The following is a 19,927-nucleotide window of genomic DNA, read 5'->3' as shown; positions in this document are numbered from 1 at the left end:
TGATCTTCTGCGGGAGCGGCATGATCTTCTGCGGGAGCGGCATGATTCTCTGCCGGCGCAGCATGATCCTCCGTCGGTGCGGCGTGGTCCTCTGCGGGGGCCGCATGACCTTCAGCAGGTGCTGCGTGCTCGCCGGATGTATCGGCGGCGGTTTCACCATGTTCGGACGCCGGCTTTTCTTCTGAGCCACCCAGTCCGATCATTCCAAGCACGCTGTCGAGGAAACCGGGTTCTTCGGCGGCAGCTTCCGCCGGATGTTCGCCTTCCTTGGCCGGCTCGCCATGGTCGGCTGCCTTGTCGCCCTCAGCGGGTTGCTCGCCATGGGCATTTTCCTTGGCAGCCTCGCCATGTTCATTGGCCGGTTTGCCATGGTCGTTGGCTGCCGGTTTGGCCTCGTGGCCTTCCTTCTTCTTTTCGCCGTGGGCGTTCTTGTCGGCTTCCGCATCCTCGGCAGGCTTTTCGGGCTCGGCGCAATCCACCTTGTCCGGGGCGTCCTTCATCTTGCCCATCATCTTCTGTACGTCTTCGAGATCGAGCGAAACGCGATCGCCGTAGAACCGGCCTTCAGCCGTCGGTTGGCCGTCGAAGTAGCGAGCGACGAAAGGCGACTTCATTTGCGGCAGATAACGCGGGTTCATGGCAATCAACACTTCCGCGCCGATGGCGCGGCCACGCATTTCCGCCCGGGTTGCCGGGCCCTTTGCGTCGAGAACGTTCACCTGGATGAGGTCGACCTGGTAGGCTTTGGCCGCGAGACCGGCAATGCGAAGCGCTGTCTTGATCCGCATCTCGCCATCGGCGTTCTCCATGCGGATATATTTCCGCAGCCAGAGCCGCCGGGCCGGGGTTTTCAAGACCATGGTCTGGATCGTGGTGCAGGCTTCGCCAGCCACGTTTTCGGCGGGTTTGCCCATGATTGCATCGGAGCCGATATAAAGTGCTGCCGCACCTGTTCCTCCGAGAAGCACGGTCATGCCAAGCACGATGAACAGAAGCTTTCGGGAAAGCCGAATCTTGGGTAGGCCGATTTTCAACTCGAGACTCCGTCGTCGTGCCCAGATGATCGGGTCAGACCCGCTTCACGCCATTATAGGCGGCAGCGATTGCCGAAGATTTAACGGAATCGAGACGATGTTCGTTAACGACAGACGCGGACCATGCGTTTGGAGATGCGTCCATAGCCATCGGCCACCGCGACCTTGCGCATCACGCAGTTGGCGCTTGGCTTCTTGACGTACCAGCCACGCTTTTTCCAACCGGCTTCACTATCGACCTGCATTGCTAGCAGGATAGGCAATACGAGAACTGTGGTCAGAAGCGGCTTGAACATAAGGTCCCCTCAATATTTCCTTGTTGGGGGGACAATAGCGTCGCGATGAATACTGCGCTGTTCCGGATGAAACAGCCGGAAGTGCTGTCTGGATTGGTGCTGCTCGGCGGTCGATTCCGCCGAGCAGGGGAGGGTCTGGTTCTGTTCAGCTCAGCACGAAGGACCGCATTGAGATCGAACCCAAATCAATCGTGTCGTTGAAGAAGCTGACTTTTTCCTTCTCGTCCATCACGGCAAGCGGATAGAGGATCGGCAGAAAATGTTCGACAGTCGGATGGGCTAGTGCGGCGGTGCGGCCAAGGCTACCGGCGTCCAGCACCTTGCCGATATCCTTGTTGCCGATCGCATCGGCCATATAGGCATCGAACTCGACGGCCCAGTCGAACTTCTGGCCGTCAAAACTCAGCGCGCGCAGATTGTGAACGATATTGCCGGAGCCGATGATCAGCACACCCTTCTCGCGCAGCGCCTTCAGTTCCTGAGCCAGCCTGAAATGATCGGCCAGACCTTTCGACAGGTCGAGCGACAACTGATAGACCGGGATATCGGCCTTGGGAAACATCTGGATCAGCACCGACCAGGCACCGTGATCAAGGCCCCAGCGCTCGTCGGAATGGGCGTGGCTTTCTTCCAGCAACTCGATGGTGGCCTGGGCAAAGTCCGGGGCACCGGGGGCATTGTACTGCTGGGCGAAGAGTTCCGGCGGGAAGCCGCCAAAATCGTGAATGGTCTTGGGGTTGGAGCCGATATGGACGAGTGTCGCGCCTCTCGTCATCCAATGGGCGGAGATGACGAGGATCGCCTTAGGCGTCGGCAGTTCCTCGCCCATCTGTCGCCAACTGCGGCTATATTCATTGTCGATGATCGCATTCATCGGGCTGCCATGGCCGACGAAAAGTGCCGGCATGCGCGGTGTGTTGGGAAGGGAAGCGAATGCGTTGGAAAGCGATGCCATCTTGATCTCCGGCGGCCAACGGGCCGCATCTTCTGGCATCAAGATAGGTGGTTTGGAATGTTCACGAAAGGGTGGAGATGATCGACAAATCGTTCACTGATTTGAGCATTTTCGGTCGGTGTACATGCTGGGCTTTACAGGCGAAAAGCTGAGCGTCCACCAGGACCAATTGTATATGCCCGGTTTGGGCGTGGTTTCTACAATGAGCTCGGCGTGATATTCTGAATATTCGCGCGAGACCATGGTCAGAGGTGTCATGTCGAACAATGAGGTGATCTGAGACTGGCCGCTTTCGATACAGAAATGGGTGTCCTTTGCCAGCACCTCAGCAGCCGGAAGTACCTTCGCGCCGTAATAAAGGCTGACCCCGAGCATGATCGGGACGCCGAGAGCGTAGCCCGGCAAATAGTTCCCGAAGGCTCTTGTTGAACCGCGGCGACGCAAGTGAAGAAATGCGACGAGGGCGAGGATACTTGTGCCCAGAAGCACCGGTATCAGGATCGTTCCTGGGTAGCGTGCAAAGGGATGCTCCATAAGAAGCAGGAATGGCGCAGAAAGCCCTGCAAGGAACCAATAGAGGGCGTCAGATAAACGTTTGCGTTTGTCATCATTCGCCACAAATGGAATGAGGCAAAGCCTGAAAATGCCGTGGATCAGTGGGATAAGAATGAAAAGTAAGGCCGCGAGTGCTGCAGATGTAAGGAGGATGGCATAGGCAATATTGCCGCTGCCATACTGGGCTCTGATTCCATCGGCAATAAGCAGCATGGCCACGGCGTAGATCAGGACTGCCAGCGAAAAGAGCCATTTCATCGGCGCGGATAGCAATACGATGAAATAGACAATGGCGAGTGTCGCCACGAAATAGATCAGCCAACTGTAATTGACCAAAGTTCATGCCCCAAATGAAACGGGCCGGCAGAGCCGGCCCGATCAGGTTGCGCCTTTAGATTGAAAGGCACATATACTTGATCTCGATATAATCCTCGATACCGTATTTCGAACCTTCGCGACCCTGGCCGGATTGCTTGATGCCGCCGAAGGGCGCGACCTCGGTGGAGATCAGGCCGGTATTGATGCCGACCATGCCATATTCCAGCGCTTCGGCCACCCGGAAGATCTTGGACATGTCCTTCGAGTAGAAGTAGGAGGCCAGGCCGAATTCGGTATTGTTGGCCATCTCGATGACCTGCTCTTCGGTTTCGAACTTGAAGAGCGGAGCCACCGGTCCGAAGGTTTCCTCGCGCGCCACAAGCATGTCGGTGGTCACGCCGGTCAGGATCGTCGGTTCGAAGAACAAGCCACCCTTTTCGTGCGGCTTGCCGCCGGTAGCCACCTTGGCGCCCTTCGATACGGCATCCGAAATATGTTCCTCGACCTTGTCGACAGCGGCTCTGGTTATCAGCGGGCCGGCATTGACGCCAGCTTCGAAACCATCGCCGACCTTCATGGCAGAAACCTTGGCGGCCAGCTTTTCGGCGAAGGCGTCATAAACGCCGGCCTGGACATAGAGGCGGTTGGCGCAGACGCAGGTCTGGCCGTTGTTGCGGTATTTCGACACCATGGCGCCTTCGACCGCAGCATCGAGATCAGCATCGTCGAACACGATGAACGGCGCATTGCCACCCAGTTCGAGGCCAAGCTTCATGATCTGGTCTGCGCCCTGGCGCATCAGGATCTTGCCGACATTGGTCGAGCCGGTGAAGGTCAGCTTGCGCACCTTGTCGTTCTCGGTGAATTCCTTGCCGATCGACGAGGAATCCTTGGAAGTGACGACGTTGAAGATGCCGGCCGGAACCCCGGCACGCTCTGCCAGAAGCGCCAGCGAAAGCGCCGAGAGCGGCGTTTCGGCGGCAGGCTTGGAGATCATGGCGCAGCCCGCAGCCACGGCCGGCGCCATCTTGCGGGCCAGCATGGCGTTGGGGAAGTTCCACGGCGTGATTGCCGCCACGACACCGATCGGCTGCTTGATGACGATGATGCGCTTGTCGGGCTGGTGGCCGGGAATAGTATCGCCATAGACGCGCTTGGCTTCTTCGCCGAACCACTCGACATAGGAGGCACCATAGAGGATTTCGCCCTTGGCCTCGGCCAGTGGCTTGCCCATTTCCATGGTCAGGATGGTTGCCAGGTCATCGGCATTGGCGACCATCAGTTCATAGAGCTTGCGCAGGACGCCAGCGCGTTCCTTGCCGGTCTTCGCAGCCCAGATCTTTTGGGCCTTGTAGGCGGCATCGATGGCACGGGCAGTCTCGGCGCGATTCATGTCCGGCAGGGTGGCGATCACGTCGCCATTGGCTGGATTGGTCACGTCGAAAGTCTTGCCGCTGTCGCTCGTGGCAACCCATTCGCCAGCGATCAGCGCCTTGTCGATGACCAGAGACGGATCCTTGAGCTTCGACAGGAGTGCGTTCGAAATCGGCATAGATCAAGCCTCCTTGGCGCATTCGCGCAGGGTTTCCTCGAGAATATCGAGGGCTTCGGCGAATACGTTGTCCTGAATGGTCAGCGGTGCGAGGAAGCGGATGACATTGCCATAGACGCCGCAGGTCAGAAGGATGAGGCCCTTTTCGAGCGCCTTTTCACGCACCTTGTTGGTGAAGGCGGCGTTCGGCTCCTTGGTGCCCGGAATGTTGAATTCGACGGCATTCATGAAGCCCGGTCCGCGAATGTCAACGATCTGCGGCACGGCTTCGATCAGCGACTGCAGGCGCTGCTTGAGGCGGTTGCCGAGCGAGGTTGCGCGTTCGCAGAGCTTTTCTTCCTCGATGATGTCGAGCACGGCATTACCGGCTGCAACGCCAAGCGGGTTACCGGCATAGGTGCCGCCAAGACCGCCCGGTCCCGGTGCATCCATGATGTCGGCGCGACCGGTGACGGCCGCGATCGGCAGGCCGCCGCCAAGGCCCTTGGCCATGGTGGTGATGTCGGCGACGACACCGGTATGTTCCATCGCAAACAGCTTGCCGGTACGGGCAAAGCCGGTCTGCACTTCGTCGGCGATCAGCAGAATGCCGTGCTTGTCGGCGATTTCGCGCAGCTTGACGAGCAGAGCCTTCGGCGTTTCATAGAAACCGCCTTCGCCCTGTACGGGTTCGATGATGAAGGCTGCCACGCGGGCCGGATCGACATCGGCCTTGAACATCTTGTCGAGCACGCCGAGCGTCTCTTCAACAGAACCGCCATGCAGCTCGGCCGGGAACGGAACGTGGTAGACATCCGGCATCATGGCGCCGAAGCCGACCTTGTATGGAACAACCTTGCCCGTGAGCGTCATGCCCATGAAGGTGCGGCCGTGGAAAGCGCCGGTAAAGGCGATTACGGCCGGGCGGCCGGTGGCGGCGCGGGCGATCTTGACGGCATTTTCAACGGCTTCGGCACCGGTGGTCACGAAGATGGTCTTCTTCTTGAAATTGCCCGGCACGGCATCGTTCAGGCGTTCGGCGAGCCGCACATAGTTCTCGTAGGGAACCACCTGGTGGCAGGTGTGGGTGAAGTGATCGAGCTGGTCCTTGACAGCAGCGATCACCTTCGGATGGCGGTGACCCGTGTTGACGACGGCGATACCGGCGGCAAAATCGATATAGCGGCGGCCCTCGACATCCCAGATTTCGGCATTCTCAGCCTTGTCGGCATAGACTTGCGTGGTGACGCCAACGCCGCGCGAAATCGAATCGGATCTGCGGGCGGCAAGTTCGGTATTGAGCATGGAAACCCCCGGGGTCTAGGTGCTGGATGGAATTCTCGGCGAGCCGGAAGCGTTATGGCTTCGGCAAGTTCGAAAAGATTTTTTGCATTTTTACTGTAACTTTGCAATATGGAAGTTGGGGAGAATTTGTAGAGACGGGTGAAGCAGGCGCCCGGTGGAGCCGGAACGGACAGGTGGCCATATGCAAGAGCAGATTCGGTACAAGATTGCGGAGGCGGCCCGAATGGCAGGCGTTTCGCCATCGACGCTCAGACTCTGGGAGAGCCAGGGGCTTGTCGATCCCGTCCGCACTGAGTCTGGGCAACGGCTCTATGAGGACAGCCATATCGAACGGCTGAAGAAGATCAGCTATCTGCGCAGTGAGAAGGGTCTGAATCCGGCTGCGATCCGCGAGAGCTTAGAGGATGATCCCGTCGCGGACAATGGTCCAAGACCGGTCTCTCAGTCTGTTGCCGCAGCCGAGGCGCCGATCGGCCACAAGATCCGCCATCTGCGGCGTGAAGCCGGCAAGACGCTGGAAAATGTCGCCAATGCCACCGGCATTTCTGTTTCAATGCTGTCAACATTCGAGCGCACCTCGCAGGGCCTGTCGTTCACGGCGCTACATCAGCTCGTGAGCCATTTCGGCACGACGATTTCCATTCTCAGCGGTCAGGAAGATCGCGGGACGGGCGAATCCCTGATCCGCAACGGCCAGTGGGCAAGCTGGCCCTCGACCTCGTCGGGTGTGGCGATCCAGGTCCTGTCGGAAGGAAAGAACCAGATGGAATGCCACCGGTTTCAGCTGGCGCCGGGGGCCTCGAGCGAAGGCGCCTATCAACACATCGGCGAGGAATTCATCCATGTTCTGAGCGGCAGCCTCGAGATCGTGCTCGATGGCGACCAGTTCTTCGAACTGGGCGCCGGCGACAGTTTTTATTTTGAAAGCCGGCGGCCGCATTCCTGGCGCAACAGTTATGCCGGTGAGACGGTGCTGCTCTGGATCAATACGCCACCGACGTTCTGATGCGCGTGTGGCAATCGCCTATTTTGCATAGTCTGCCCGATTGATGCCGTGGCGCTGGAGCTTGTCATAGAAGGTCTTGCGGGCGATGCCGAGCGCGTTGATCGTTGCCTGAACATCGCCGCCGGTTTCCTGCAGGGCCTTGCGGATCTGATCCGCTTCGAAGGCTTCGATACGGTCTGAAAGGGTTGGCTGGTCTGTCGTCACAGTTTGTTGTTTTTCTCCCTCGGGTTCAAATGTCTCGAGCCCGAGCACAAACCGTTCCGCGACATGGCCGAGTTCGCGGACATTGCCGGGCCAGTCCCTTCTCATCAGGCCATCGAGGAAGCCGCGCTCCATCCGGGGAAGGTCGCGATTGAAGCGACGGGCCGCCTTTTCCGCGAAATAGGCAAACAACAACGGAATATCGTCGCGGCGATCGCGCAAGGGCGGGATCGTCAGCGTCACGACATTCAGTCGATAATAGAGGTCTTCGCGAAAATCACCGCGCTCGGTCGGGTTGCCAAGGTCCACTTTGGCGGCGGCCACAACGCGAAGATCGACAGGGCGAACCTCGTTGGTGCCCAGTGGTGAGACTTCCCGCATTTCCAGAATGCGCAGGAACTTGACCTGGGTAGCGGGCGGCATGCTTTCGATCTCGTCGAGAAACAGGGTTCCGCCGGACGAATGCTCGATGCGACCGATGCGCTTTTTCTGGGCGCCGGTGAAGGCGCCGGTTTCATGGCCGAACAGTTCGCTCTCGATGACGCTTTCGGGCAGGGCACCGCAATTGATGGCGACAAAATTGCCTTTCGAACGGTGCCCGAGCCGGTGGAGCAGACCTGCCACCACTTCCTTGCCGCTTCCCGTCTCGCCGCGAACCAGCACATCGACATCGGTGTCGGCGATCTGTCTCAGCGTATGACGCAGACGCTCCATCGCGAGGGTCTGGCCGATCAAGGGCAGGTCATCGGCGGCGCGTTCGACCTGCTGGCGAAGATTGCGGTTTTCGAGGACCAGCCGCCGTTTCTCCATGGCTCGGCCAATGCTCTGCAGAAGCCTGTCGGTTGCGAAGGGTTTGGCGATGAAATCATAGACGCCGTCATGGATGGCCTGGACCGCCATGGCGATGTCGCCGTGGCCGGTGATGAGGATTACCGGCAGATCGGCGTCGCGCTTGCGGATTTCGGAAAAGAGCGTCAGGCCATCCATGCCCGGCATTCGGATGTCGCTGACAAGGATGCCGGGGAAATCTGCCGCGAGGCTTGCAAGAGCCTCGGATGCCCGACCGTAGGTCAAGACCTCATAGCCCGCAAGCTCCAGGGTCTGAGCGGTCGCGTGCCTGAGATCGGCATCGTCTTCTACCAGCGCCACTTGACCGATCGTCATACCGTCATGCCTTTCTCAGATAGACATCGAACGTGGCGCCGTCGGTGCTGCTCGCGACCTCGATCCGGCCACCGAATTCCTTTGCGATCTCCTGCGAGATCACCAGCCCCAGCCCCAGGCCACGTTCCTTCGATGTATTGAAGGGCGAGAAAAGCTGCGCCTGCACCTCTTCGCTGAGGCCGGGGCCATTGTCTGCAACGCGAATACAGACCATCTCGCCGATTGTGACAGTCTCCACCCGAACACGACCCTCTGGCCGCTCTGCAAGCGCTTCGAGTGCGTTCTGGAACAGGTTAATGAAGATCTGCTCCAGCCGTATCCCTTCGCCCAGCACCATCAGGTCCGGGTCCGTCCGCTCGATCTGCAGGGCTTCCATGCGGCCGGAAAAGCGGGTGCGCAACAGCAGGGCGGCTCCTTCAAGGACCTCCGTCAAGCGTGTCGGACCGACGCGCCCATGGCCCTTGCGGGCGAAATTCCGCAGACCGTCCGTTATATCGGCGATCCGCTCGGTCAGCCGCGCGATCGCGGCAAAGTTCTCGGTCGCTGCCTCATTTTTCCTGCGGGTGAGAAAGATCGCGCCATTGTCTGCATAGGCACGAATGGTGGCGAGCGGCTGGTTGATCTCGTGGGCGACACCTGCACTGACCTGACCCAGAATAGCGAGCCGGTTGGCTGCCACGAGATCCTGCTGCACCCCTTTCAGCTTGTGTTCCGTGCTCTTGTGGCCGGCGATCTCCGCCTCCAGTGCGTCGCGCGCTTGCGTGAGATCTTCGGTCCGCTCCCGGACGCGTCGCTCCAGTTCGGCCTGGATGCGTGCGGCTGTCGTCAGGCGTTCCTGTGACATCTGGCGGCGTCGGATCAGGATCGCGGAACCGGCAAGAACCGGTATGAAACCGGCAAGTGCGAGAAACATCGTCTGGCGAGCGCGGGAAGCCATCTCGGCATCGGTGGCGAGCAGATAATGGAGGCTCCATGGCGTCGAGGGAACCGCAAGCGTGAGATGCAGATAGGTATCTTTATGGTTCAGGCCGGGCAGTGCCGCACGGGTCAGGCTCAGGTCGCTGCCGATCGCTTCGTCCACCGGTAACGGCAGATAGTGCAGATCGGCCTGACCAAATTGCATGCTGTTGCGCAGGGCTGTGCGCTCGGCAGCGGGCAGCGGAACCAGGGTGTTGAACCTCATGGCCGCCAGGCTTGAAATGAGAATGATGCCACGCTGATCGGAAATGAAGGTGGCGCGGCCGGTTGCCTGCCACCTTGCTTCAATCCCGTCGAATTCGCTTTTCACCACCACGATGCCAAGCGGTCCCCGGGTGCCATCAACGCGACGGGACAGGTAGAGGCCAGGCCGTTTGCTGACGCTGCCGAGCGCGAATTCCTCGGCCCGTCCATCGCGCATCGCATCGGAGAAATAGGCGCGGAAGCTATAGTTGTTGCCAATGAAACTCGTCGGCTCCCGCCAGTTGCTCGAGGCGATCGCCCTGCCGTCAGGACCGATGACGTAGATAACCGACGCCTGGCTATCGGAGACCAGTCCTTCCAGCTTGCGGTTCAACCGGTCTATCTGCACGCCGCTGCGGCTCGACAGGGCGTCTGCGACTTCCTTGTCGAGTGACAGGATCAATGGCACCGCGCGCGGACGCTCGAGGGCCGCCTGCATCAGGGCGATTTTCAGTTCGGCATCACTTCTCGCCTGCTCGACGAGGTCCGCCAGGGCAAGCGAGCGCCCATAGTGCCATCCGATGGTTCCGACCAGAGCCGCCAGAACGAGCGACAGGGCCATCAGCCACAGGCGAAGCGTCCGGGATTGGGTCTGGGTCGGTGCAAAATCGTCAACCTGGTTCATGGTGGCATTGTGTGGATTTCCGCACATTGATCAAGGGAAATGTGCGAAATTCCAGACATACGGCGGTGTCTTCCTACTGCATCTAAAAATAATCAAATAATATCATATTGTTATAAATATGGCAAAAACTGGCACAAGGTTTGCGAACAGATGTCCAGACGGTCGTGAGACCGCCTTTGTTCAACGAACGTGCCCCGGGAGACCAGGCTTTCTGGTGGGGCCCCAGTGGAGGATATCATGGTCGCGCCTGCTGCAATCGCCGAACCCCGCATCAAACTGCCTTTCTATCGCCAACTCTATTTTCAGGTCCTCACGGCAATCGCGCTCGGGATCCTGCTCGGACATTTCTATCCCAAGCTCGGCGCCGATCTGAAGCCGCTTGGCGATGCCTTCATCCGGTTGGTGAAGATGGTCATCGCACCGGTGATCTTTCTCACGGTCGCCACCGGCATTGCCGGCATGGCTGACCTTCAGAAGGTAGGCCGCGTTGCCGGCAAGGCAATGCTCTACATCCTCACTTTCTCCACATTGGCGCTGGCAGTCGGCCTCCTGGTGTCCAACATCGTCCAGCCGGGTTCCGGCATGCATATCGACGTGTCGACGCTCGATGCCAAGGCCGTTGAAACCTATGCCGCCAAGGCGCACGAGCAATCGATCACCGGCTTCCTGATGAACATCATCCCAACGACGATCGTCGGAGCCTTCGCCGAAGGCGACATTCTGCAGGTGCTGTTCTTCTCCGTCCTGTTCGGGGTTGCGCTTGCCATGGTGGGCGAACGCGGCCGTCCGGTGGTGGATTTTCTGCAGGACCTCACGGTTCCGGTGTTCAAGCTCGTCTCGGTTCTGATGAAGGCAGCCCCGATCGGCGCCTTCGGCGCCATGGCCTTCACCATCGGCAAGTATGGCATTGGCTCGATCGCCAATCTCGCCATGCTGATCGGAACCTTCTATGTCACTGCGTTCCTGTTCGTGGTCGTCGTTCTTGGTGCCGTCGCCCGTTATAACGGCTTTTCGATCTTCGCCCTCATCCGCTACCTCAAGGAAGAACTGCTTCTGGTTCTTGGTACCTCCTCTTCGGAGGCTGCGCTTCCGGGCCTGATGCACAAGATGGAAAAGGCTGGCTGCAAGCGCTCCGTGGTCGGGCTCGTGGTTCCGACCGGCTATTCCTTCAATCTCGACGGAACCAATATCTACATGACGCTGGCGGCACTTTTCATTGCCCAGGCGACCGATATCAACCTGTCGCTTGCCGATCAGATCCTGTTGCTTGCCGTCGCCATGCTGTCATCCAAGGGGGCGGCCGGCATTACCGGCGCGGGTTTCATTACACTCGCTGCCACATTGTCGGTCGTACCGTCGGTGCCGGTTGCCGGCATGGCGCTGATCCTCGGCGTCGATCGCTTCATGTCCGAATGCCGCGCCATCACCAACTTCATCGGCAATGCCGTCGCAACCGTGGTCGTTGCGCGCTGGGAAGGGGAACTCGATCGCGACCAGCTCGCAGCCGCACTCGGCGGCCAGCTTCAGCCTGAGGCGATCGATCTGATTGAGCCGATGGCCCAGCCCGCCGAATAATAGAGACGTTGCGCTGAGAAGGGCGGGGTTTGCGAACCTCGCCCTTTCTTCGTTGGACCGGGTCGCCATTCCTAGGTGGGAATGGAGTCGAGCCCTTTACGGTCCGTCAGGTTTTTCAGGCACATCCTGTTTCAGAGCATCGCCGGCGACGTGTCGTCGGGTTTGTACAGTTTTAACAGAATTCCGCGTGCACGACGGCTCCGTGCTTCGATGGCGCCCGGTTCCAGGACTGGAATCTGTCCGGTGACCCGGCGTATCTGCAAATCGCCAATCAGCAAACTCAACCAGATTTCTGCGGCCTCTTCTTCCCGTTCCAGTTTCAGAACGCCGGAGGCGGAAGCGCGTTTGAACAGGGCGCCCACCAGCGGTGCGACAGTATCGCGACCGGCGCCTGCCAGCGCTCGTCCGAGATTCCCGCTTCCATCTGCGACAGCCGCCTTGTTGAGAGCGATCGCGCGCGGCCCCGTCAGCATCGATAAAAGGCGCTGCCCGACAAGATCGAGCATTGCCAGTGGTTCGCCATCGTCCTCGGTGCTTCCGGCCAACAGGGCCTTGATCTCGTCTGCGTTGCGTTCGACCAGAGACCGGAACAATCCGACCTTGTCGCCATACCAACGATAAAGGGTCTCCAGTGAAGCGCCGGCCCGTTTGGCGACTGCCTGCATTGTTACCGCTTCAAACCCGCCTTCCTCTATCAGCCTGTAGGTCACATCCTCGATCTGGCGGAGCCGTTCCTGTCGTTTTTCCTCGCGCATCGTTTCTTCCAATCCTCGCTTGACGAAAGCCGTAATTCAAATTACGTATTCGGTCAAACGTAATTACAATTACACCTTCAGGAGACGCTTATGTTTGGATCGAAAGCGGCGGAAGCCTCACTGACAACCCTGATCATCGTACAGACCGTCATGCTCGGTGCGCTTTATGCGGGCGTGCCGCCGCATCCGCCGCAGTCGACGCCGCTTTTCGCAATGGCGCCCTTTCTCGCGCTGGCGATTTCGCTTGCGGCAGCAGCATTGATCTTCAGGGGCGCGAATTCGCGCATATTCGCATGGTTGGGTGGTCTGGCGGCAATCGCGGCGCTGGTCTCGTTCGGGCCGCAGAAGTATTTTGATCCCGCAATTGGCGGCATCTGGCCTGCCGTGGTGGCGGGCCAGGTGTCTGCAACTATTTTGCTGGTATCGATTGTGCGGGAAAACAGGCGCAAGCCTCAGGGCGAAGCGCCATGAACAGGCACCGCCACCCATAACCTTTAAAGAAGCTCTGGCCGTCAGGCGGCCTTGCGGCTCGCCATATCCAGCATCCTGGCGCCGGTCGGCACCAACACGCCGGCGGCGCCATCGAGCCACTTGTCCTTGAGTTCGAGTGCCAGGAAGCGTTCGCGCGCAAAGGGTCCGGGCATCATCAGGGTGGCGGCTTTATCGATCGAGAAGCCGAAGCGCTCGTAATAGGGCGCATCGCCGACCAGCAGAATGGCGCCATGGTCGCGCTTCTTTGCCTCGAGAATTGCTGCCCGCATCAGGGCGCTGCCGATACCCTTGCCTTCGTGTTCAGGGTCAACAGCAAGTGGTCCGAGCAGCAATGCCGGCACCGCATTTCCCTGAAAGGTCACGCCCGCCTGGACATGCCAGAGGCGAACCGTGCCGATGACATGGCCTTCGCTGTCGCGGGCGACCAACGACAGGCCTTCAGCCGGTACGCGGTTGCGGCGGATCTGTTCGGACGACTTCTTCTTGCGGCCCGCCCCCATGGCCGTATCCAGCAAACGCTCGCGGGCTACGACATCGGCGGGGGTTTCCCGGTCGATGCGGAAGGCGGCTTCTTTTTTCGGCGCAAAGAATGCGCGCATGGATTCCAGAACAGCGGCCATCTTGGCCTCCCAGAATGTTGAATGGCTGCAGTGGGCGGCGCAAGCAGGCGCGCCACCGCAACGACCGCTCGAGGCGGTTAGACGACGATCATTGTGGGTCGCGCTCCGACTTCCGCCGGAGCTGCAAATCAGATGACGTAGGCCTTGAGCGGCTCGAAGCCATTGAAGGCCACGGCCGAGTAGGTCGTCGTATAGGCGCCGGTGCCCTCGATCAGAACCTCGTCGCCGATCGTCAGCGAGATCGGTAGCGGATACATGTTCTTCTCATAGAGCACGTCGGCGGAATCGCAAGTCGGACCGGCAAGCACGCAGGGCTCCATGGCGTCGGCGTCACGCACGGTGCGGATCGGGTAACGGATCGCTTCGTCCATGGTTTCGGCGAGACCGCCGAACTTTCCGATGTCGAGGAACACCCAACGATGGGCGTCATTGTCCGACTTCTTCGAGACCAGCACCACTTCGGCCTTGATCACGCCGGCATTGCCCACCATGCCGCGACCCGGCTCGATGATCGTTTCCGGAATATGATTGCCGAAATGCTTCTTCAGCGCGTCGAAAATCGCCCGACCGTAAGCCTCGGAGGACGGAATGTCCTTGAGGTAACGGGTCGGGAAGCCGCCGCCCATATTGACCATCTTCAGCTCGATGCCGCGCTTGGAAAGCTGCGTGAAGACGCGCTTGGCATCGGCCAGAGCCGAATCCCAGGCATCAAGCTTGGTCATCTGCGAGCCGACATGGAAGGAGACGCCGTAGGAAACAAGGCCGAGCTGATGGGCGTAGACGAGAACGTCCACAGCCATCTGCGGCACGCAACCGAACTTGCGGCTCAAGGGCCATTCGGCGCCTTCGCCATCAGTGAGGACGCGGCAGAACACGCGGGCGCCGGGGGCAGCACGGGCAATCTTCTCGACTTCCTCATGGCAATCGACTGCGAAGAGATTGACGCCAAGCGCATGGGCGCGAGCGACATCCCGTTCCTTCTTGATCGTGTTGCCGTAGGAGATCCGGCTCGGAGTCGCTCCGGCATTCAGCGCCATTTCGATTTCGGCCACCGAGGCGCAATCGAAGCTGGAGCCGAGGTCCGCCAGGAGTCGGAGGATTTCCGGGGCCGGGTTTGCCTTGACGGCGTAGTAGATCTGGCTGTCGGGCAGGGCGTGGCGGAATGCCTTGAAGTTGCCCTTGACGACGTCGAGGTCGACGATGAGGCACGGACCATCGGGTCGTCGGGTTGCGAGGAAATCGCGGATGCGCTGAGTGGTCATGACCTAGTCCTTCCAAAATCCAGAGCGAGTACATCCATCGCCGGAACCGGTAACCGGCCACGGACGGGACAAGCGAGATTTCGGCATGCGCAAAACCCTCAGGAACCAGCCGGTGGAGACACCGGAACCCGATTGGTGCGACATGCGCTCGAACGGCCGCCGCAAGCGGCGAACATTCTTGAGATCTGCCTTGGATTGGAGGGAGTTCCCAACCGCACTTCCGGCAATGAAGGTGTGCCTCTTCAGTAACCCCGGCTGATGGAAAGCCGGCAGACACCAGAAAGGCCCGCACCGTCGTTGCTTCAAGATGTCCTCGCATTTTCCGGTTGGCCGGAATAGCGACTGGAGCGGTTAGGTCCAGGTACCGTACCGATAACCTCACCTTAGGGATCAATCCCAGTTCGAGGGTCGGCGGACACCCACAGGCACGTGCGACTTTGGGCAAGCCGTGAGATAGGGATATTCGTCGTCACAATCAAGATTTTTTTTGCCCACTGTCGAAAAAAATCGGGCATGGTAAAACACTGGCGCTGCGCCGTTTTCTGGCATTTTTGTGATGGGGTTACATGGACACTCTGACCCGGATGAGGGCTTTCATCGATGTCGTGGATGCGGAAGGCTACTCGGCAGCCGCCCGCAAGCTGGGTCGCTCCAAGGCGCTTCTTTCGAAATATGTCAAGGAGTTGGAAGATGAGCTCGGCGCGCTGCTGCTCAATCGAACGACCCGGCAGTTCTCGTTGACGGAGGCTGGCCATACCTACTATCGGACCGCGTCCGAGATCCTGAAGGAGATCGACAATCTCTCCGATCTCGTCCGCGAAGGGGCAACCGACCTCAAGGGCCGGATCCGAATCACGGTGCCCCGAAGCTTTATCGATGCCGATATCGGCCGTTCGCTGATCGATTTTTCAACCGAGCATCCCGACATCACGCTTGAGATCATCGCCGAAGACCGATTCGTTGATCTCATCGAAGAGGGTTTCGATGTTGCCATCCGCATCACGCGGCTCGAAGATTCCGGCATGATCGCCCGCAAGCTCTGCGATTTCGGACTGCTCTGCTTTGCCTCGCCCAAGCTTCTGGAAACCCATGGACCAATCGAGCGGCCCGATGATCTCGTGAACATTCCCTGCATCGTCGATACCAACGGTCGCTATTACAACAACTGGCGTTTCGAACTTCCCGATGGCAGCAGCCAGACCGTCGCGGTCAAGGGTCCGATCGAAGTCAATTCGCCGATTGCCTCGACGCGGGCGGCAATTGCGGGTCTCGGGGTTGCGCTCATTCCCGATTTTGTTGCCAAACCCAAGACCGAATGCGGCGAGCTCACCACCATTCTGGCCGATTACATGCCCAAGGGCGGCGGCATTTATGCCATTTATCCGCATCGCCGCTATCTGCCGGCGAAAGTGCGTCGTTTCGTCGATTTCCTGCATGGCTGGTTCCGCAAGAATGCCTGACAGATTGCCGCATAGGATCGATTGTCGGAATTTGGACTCAATCTTGGTCGAAGAGAAACCAAGCGAGAGGAAGAACGGGAAATGTTGAGAATCTTGTTGCCGACCGTTTCCGTACTGGCGTTGATGCCTGCGGTTGCGCAGGCGCATCCGCATGTCTTCGCCGATGCGAGGCTGGAGATCGTGGCATCCTCCAGCGGCACGATCGAGGAATTGCACAATATCTGGCGGTTCGACGAAGTCTTTTCCTCCAGCGTGCTGATGGATTTCGACAAGAACACCAATCTCAAACTGGATCCGCCGGAGCTCGAGGAGATCGGCAAGACCGTTCTCGCCTCGCTCGAGGAGTTCAGCTACTACACAACGCTGACGGTGGATGGGAAGAACATCGCTGTCTCCAAGCCCGATGTCATCCATGTCGATTACAAGGATGGCCAGCTCTTGATGTTTTTTGCCATCAAGCCGGCAGCCTCGATGCCCCTCAAGGGCAAGCTGACCTTTGGCGTCTATGATCCGACACTCTACGCATCGATCGACTTTCCGAATGACAGCGATGTGGTGCTGATGGGTGATTTCAAGGGCTGCAAGTCTGCAGTCGTCCGCCCCGATCCCGATGAGGTGTTGAAGGAAAACCAGGCCAACCTGACCCAGGCCTTCTTCGATGATCCTGCCGGAACCAACATGTCGAAGCTGTTTGCAACGCGCATGGAGATCTCCTGCTGATGTCGGGACGCTGGCGCAAGGGACAGTGGGCAAGGGTGATGCTTGTGGGTTCCTTGCTGCTCGGAACCGCAGTCGCTGCCCATGCGCAGTCTTCTCTCGGACTGGGCAACAATGAACCGGGTGCGGGTCCGCCTTCCAGCTTCATCATGGCCTATATGCCGTGGCTGCAACCCGTGCTGACCTTCATCAACGCGAAGCAGCAGGAATTTTACCGAGCACTTACCGGTGCGCTCAAGGCGATGCGCAGCGATGGCTGGCAGGTCTGGTGGCTCGTGGGCCTGTCGTTCCTTTATGGGGTTTTCCATGCCGCAGGCCCCGGACATGGCAAGGCCGTGATTTCATCCTACATGCTTGCCAACGAGATCGAACTCAAGCGCGGTGTCGTGATTTCGTTTGCATCCGCCTTCATGCAGGGCCTGACAGCGATTATCGTCACCAGTGCGGGTTTCCTCATCCTGCGCGGGGCGACCATCAACATGACCGATGTGTCGAAATGGCTGGAGGTCGCGTCCTTTGGACTGATCACCGCTTTCGGCCTCTATCTCCTTGTCGCGAAGATCCGCTCGCTTTTCCGCAGTTCCGCACCTTCGATGCAGGAAGCGGAACTGGCCGTTGCCGGTGCCTCGCTTGGTGCGGCTGCCGTACACGATCACGCCGGCCATGGGCATATGCGTCTCAACCATCGTGATGCGCAAGGTCATAACCATGGCGCCGGTGAAGTCTGTGCGACCTGCGGTCATGTGCATGCGCCAAGCCCGGATTTGGTTCAGGGGGATCGTTTCTCGCTTGCGGATGCTTGGGCGGCCATCACGGCGGTCGGGCTGCGTCCCTGCTCCGGCGCACTTTTCGTCCTCACCTTTTCCTTCCTGAACGGGCTCTATCTGGGCGGGGTGGTCTCGGTGATCGCGATGTCGGTCGGTACGGCGATTACTGTGTCGATCCTCGCGACGATTGCCGTCACCTCCAAAGGGTTTGCGCTCCGTCTGGCTGGCGATGGCTCAGCGGCTTTGCGCCTAGGCCATGGGATTGAGATTCTGGGAGCGTTGGGTGTTGTTCTCTTCGGCCTGCTTTTTCTCGCCGCCTCGCTGCAAATTGGCTGATTGATCAAAAAGTGCTGGAGCTTTTCGGGGCGTCGTGACATTCAAGTCGGCCCAAAGAGGAGCTAAAGTATGACTATTTCTCTGCATTCCGTTGCCGCACGTTCCATCCTTCCGCGTCTGAAGGGTCTGTCCGAGGCGCTCGCCAGCGCCGAAGCCCATTGCGCAACGCATGGCATCGACCCGGCCCTCTGGGTTCAGGCGCGCCTGGCGCCGGATATGTATCCGCTCGCAAGGCAGGTTCAGATCGCGTCCGATCATGCCAAAGGGTGTCTCTACCGGATTGCGGGGCTGGACGTGCCTGCGTTGGCCGACACGGAGACGACATTTGCCGAATTGCGGGATCGCATCGCCAGGACTGTGGACCTCTTTGAGGCGGTGGATGTGGCTCGCGTCAACGGCCGCGATGACATGATGCTCGAGGTCAGATATCCCTGGGGCACACTCGATTTCACCTCCGAGGATTTTCTTGTCGGCTGGGTTATGCCGAACTTCTATTTTCATGTGACCACCGCCTACGACATCCTGCGTCACCTGGGTTTGCCGCTCGGCAAGCCAGTTTTCATGGGTCGCAGCATCGCTGAAGTTCTCCGTAAGCCAGCCTGATCCTCTGATCGTTTGACGGTACCTTTTGCTGTTGTGCCGTCGCTTGAAAGAAAATGATTTACGTACCTCAAAATCTGGGCTAAGAGCGCTGCAGGAGGAATTCATGCGTCCAACTGTACACGATCTGGCCCAATCTGCCGGTGTCAGCCTGGCGACGGTGGACCGCGTGCTCAACAACCGACCCGGGGTCAAGGCCAGCACCCGGTCGCGCGTCGAGGAAGCAATTGCGCGCATCGGCTTCGTGCGTGATGTCGCAGCGGCCAATCTCGCCAAGGGGCGCATCTATCCGCTCACCTTTGTGGTGCCGTCCGGCGACAATTCCTTCATGGTCTCCCTTCGACATCAGATCGAGGAGGCGAAGACCCGCTCGATCGCCGAACGCACTGAAATCGTGATGGTCGAAGTTCCGGCTTTCGATGCCGAAGCACTTGTTGCTGCCTTGCGGGCTCTGCGTAACGATCCTCCGGCAGGTGTGGCTGTGGTTGCGGTCGATACGGAGGAGGTGCGCCGCGAACTTCTGGCGCTGAAAGCCAGCGGCGTTGCGATCGTCACGCTCGTCTCCGATCTCGAAGGTTTCGACCGAGATCATTTTGCGGGTGTCGACAATCTCGCAGCCGGTCGCACGGCCGGCAGCCTCATGGCGCGCTTCCTGGCCGGCAAGACGGGGAGGATCGGCGTGATCGCTGGCTCCATGCTCGTGCGCGACCACCAGGACCGCCTCATCGGATTTCGCGAGCGTCTGGCGGAGATCAATCCGTCGCTTGTCATTCTGCCAGCCGAAGAATGCCATGACGATCCCCACCGCGTCGATGCGGCCGCGCGACGTCTCCTTGCGGAAGCGGAAGGGCTTGTCGGCATCTACAATCTCGGTGCGGGCAACCGTGGTCTTATCGCCGCTCTCTCGTTGATGCCGTCCGGGCCGCGACCGGTCGCGATCGCACATGAACTGACCGACCATACCAGAGCTGCGCTCGAGGGCGGCGTCATCGATGTCATTCTCAATCAGGATGCGGGCCATGAGGTGCGCGCGGCGATCCGGGTCATGAAGGCGAAATCCGACGGGACGCCGGTCATCGCAGCGCAGGAACGCATCCGCATCGACATCTTTCTGAAAGACAATTTGCCCTGA

Annotated in this window: 19 protein-coding genes; 8 read left to right on the top strand and 11 right to left on the bottom strand. The window is 59.4% G+C overall.

Annotation, left to right across the window (positions count from 1 at the left end; translation table 11 throughout):
* From Q4481_RS15835 to Q4481_RS15810, 6 genes are all read right to left on the bottom strand, one after another.
* Positions 1 to 1,034: ICP22 family protein (locus tag Q4481_RS15835; RefSeq protein WP_304377359.1), on the bottom strand; the 1,034-nt coding region annotated here is incomplete at its 3' end.
* A gap of 104 nt (positions 1,035 to 1,138) precedes the next feature.
* Entirely contained in the window at positions 1,139 to 1,330 is a 192-nt protein-coding gene (locus Q4481_RS15830) for a hypothetical protein (RefSeq protein ID WP_304377358.1), read from the bottom strand.
* A gap of 145 nt (positions 1,331 to 1,475) precedes the next feature.
* Complete coding sequence (ygiD, locus tag Q4481_RS15825; protein ID WP_304377357.1) at positions 1,476 to 2,285, bottom strand: 4,5-DOPA-extradiol-dioxygenase; 810 nt, start codon at positions 2,283 to 2,285, stop codon at positions 1,476 to 1,478.
* A gap of 93 nt (positions 2,286 to 2,378) precedes the next feature.
* Positions 2,379 to 3,176, bottom strand: coding sequence for a hypothetical protein (locus tag Q4481_RS15820; protein ID WP_304377356.1), 798 nt, complete (start codon positions 3,174 to 3,176; stop codon positions 2,379 to 2,381).
* 55 nt (positions 3,177 to 3,231) lie between these two features.
* The gene (locus Q4481_RS15815; RefSeq protein ID WP_304377355.1) at positions 3,232 to 4,710 is read right to left on the bottom strand and encodes an NAD-dependent succinate-semialdehyde dehydrogenase; all 1,479 of its coding nucleotides are present in this window, start codon (positions 4,708 to 4,710) and stop codon (positions 3,232 to 3,234) included.
* Between the two features lie 3 nt (positions 4,711 to 4,713).
* Positions 4,714 to 5,994: a 4-aminobutyrate--2-oxoglutarate transaminase gene (locus tag Q4481_RS15810; RefSeq protein WP_304377354.1), complete on the bottom strand. Its 1,281-nt coding sequence runs from the start codon at positions 5,992 to 5,994 to the stop codon at positions 4,714 to 4,716.
* Between the two features lie 181 nt (positions 5,995 to 6,175).
* On the opposite strand from Q4481_RS15810, the gene Q4481_RS15805 reads away from it, so the two are divergent.
* A complete protein-coding gene (locus tag Q4481_RS15805; protein ID WP_304377353.1) occupies positions 6,176 to 7,000 on the top strand; it encodes a MerR family transcriptional regulator in 825 nt (274 codons plus the stop codon).
* Between the two features lie 18 nt (positions 7,001 to 7,018).
* Here the strand turns inward: Q4481_RS15805 and Q4481_RS15800 are convergent, their stop codons facing one another.
* Entirely contained in the window at positions 7,019 to 8,365 is a 1,347-nt protein-coding gene (locus tag Q4481_RS15800; protein WP_304377352.1) for a sigma-54-dependent transcriptional regulator, read from the bottom strand.
* A 4-nt stretch (positions 8,366 to 8,369) separates the two neighbouring features.
* The gene (locus tag Q4481_RS15795) at positions 8,370 to 10,211 is read right to left on the bottom strand and encodes a sensor histidine kinase (protein WP_304377351.1); all 1,842 of its coding nucleotides are present in this window, start codon (positions 10,209 to 10,211) and stop codon (positions 8,370 to 8,372) included.
* A 237-nt stretch (positions 10,212 to 10,448) separates the two neighbouring features.
* Between Q4481_RS15795 and Q4481_RS15790 the strand changes: the two genes are divergently transcribed.
* Entirely contained in the window at positions 10,449 to 11,786 is a 1,338-nt protein-coding gene (locus tag Q4481_RS15790; RefSeq protein WP_377353176.1) for a dicarboxylate/amino acid:cation symporter, read from the top strand.
* A gap of 131 nt (positions 11,787 to 11,917) precedes the next feature.
* Here Q4481_RS15790 and Q4481_RS15785 read toward each other — a convergent pair whose 3' ends face one another.
* Entirely contained in the window at positions 11,918 to 12,541 is a 624-nt protein-coding gene (locus tag Q4481_RS15785; protein WP_304377349.1) for a TetR/AcrR family transcriptional regulator, read from the bottom strand.
* A 90-nt stretch (positions 12,542 to 12,631) separates the two neighbouring features.
* Between Q4481_RS15785 and Q4481_RS15780 the strand changes: the two genes are divergently transcribed.
* Positions 12,632 to 13,012 (top strand): hypothetical protein, encoded by a 381-nt coding sequence (locus Q4481_RS15780; protein WP_304377348.1) that lies wholly within the window; start codon positions 12,632 to 12,634, stop codon positions 13,010 to 13,012.
* Positions 13,013 to 13,053: 41 nt separating this feature from the next.
* On the opposite strand, the gene Q4481_RS15775 is transcribed toward Q4481_RS15780, so the two are convergent.
* Both Q4481_RS15775 and odc2 read right to left on the bottom strand, forming a co-directional pair.
* The gene (locus Q4481_RS15775) at positions 13,054 to 13,653 is read right to left on the bottom strand and encodes a GNAT family N-acetyltransferase (RefSeq protein ID WP_304377347.1); all 600 of its coding nucleotides are present in this window, start codon (positions 13,651 to 13,653) and stop codon (positions 13,054 to 13,056) included.
* A gap of 128 nt (positions 13,654 to 13,781) precedes the next feature.
* Complete coding sequence (odc2, locus tag Q4481_RS15770) at positions 13,782 to 14,915, bottom strand: ornithine/lysine decarboxylase (RefSeq protein WP_304377346.1); 1,134 nt, start codon at positions 14,913 to 14,915, stop codon at positions 13,782 to 13,784.
* A 566-nt stretch (positions 14,916 to 15,481) separates the two neighbouring features.
* Between odc2 and Q4481_RS15765 the strand changes: the two genes are divergently transcribed.
* From Q4481_RS15765 to Q4481_RS15745, 5 genes are all read left to right on the top strand, one after another.
* Positions 15,482 to 16,375 (top strand): LysR family transcriptional regulator, encoded by an 894-nt coding sequence (locus tag Q4481_RS15765; protein WP_304377345.1) that lies wholly within the window; start codon positions 15,482 to 15,484, stop codon positions 16,373 to 16,375.
* An 81-nt stretch (positions 16,376 to 16,456) separates the two neighbouring features.
* Positions 16,457 to 17,095 carry a DUF1007 family protein gene (locus Q4481_RS15760; RefSeq protein ID WP_304377344.1) on the top strand — a complete coding sequence of 213 codons (639 nt, stop codon included), beginning with the start codon at positions 16,457 to 16,459 and terminating at the stop codon, positions 17,093 to 17,095.
* The gene (locus tag Q4481_RS15755) at positions 17,095 to 18,195 is read left to right on the top strand and encodes a nickel/cobalt transporter (RefSeq protein ID WP_304377343.1); all 1,101 of its coding nucleotides are present in this window, start codon (positions 17,095 to 17,097) and stop codon (positions 18,193 to 18,195) included. The genes Q4481_RS15760 and Q4481_RS15755 overlap by 1 nt, the downstream gene beginning before the upstream one ends.
* Positions 18,196 to 18,264: 69 nt before the next feature.
* Positions 18,265 to 18,798, top strand: a complete 534-nt coding sequence (locus Q4481_RS15750) for a DUF1993 domain-containing protein (protein ID WP_304377342.1) — start codon at positions 18,265 to 18,267, stop codon at positions 18,796 to 18,798.
* Between the two features lie 103 nt (positions 18,799 to 18,901).
* Complete coding sequence (locus Q4481_RS15745) at positions 18,902 to 19,927, top strand: LacI family DNA-binding transcriptional regulator (protein WP_304377341.1); 1,026 nt, start codon at positions 18,902 to 18,904, stop codon at positions 19,925 to 19,927.

The organism is Fluviirhizobium alvei, from assembly GCF_030551875.1.
GTDB lineage: Bacteria > Pseudomonadota > Alphaproteobacteria > Rhizobiales > Rhizobiaceae > Rhizobium_E > Rhizobium_E alvei.
Note: the sequence above shows the minus strand (reverse complement) of the source record. Positions and strands in the feature narration are given on the sequence as shown.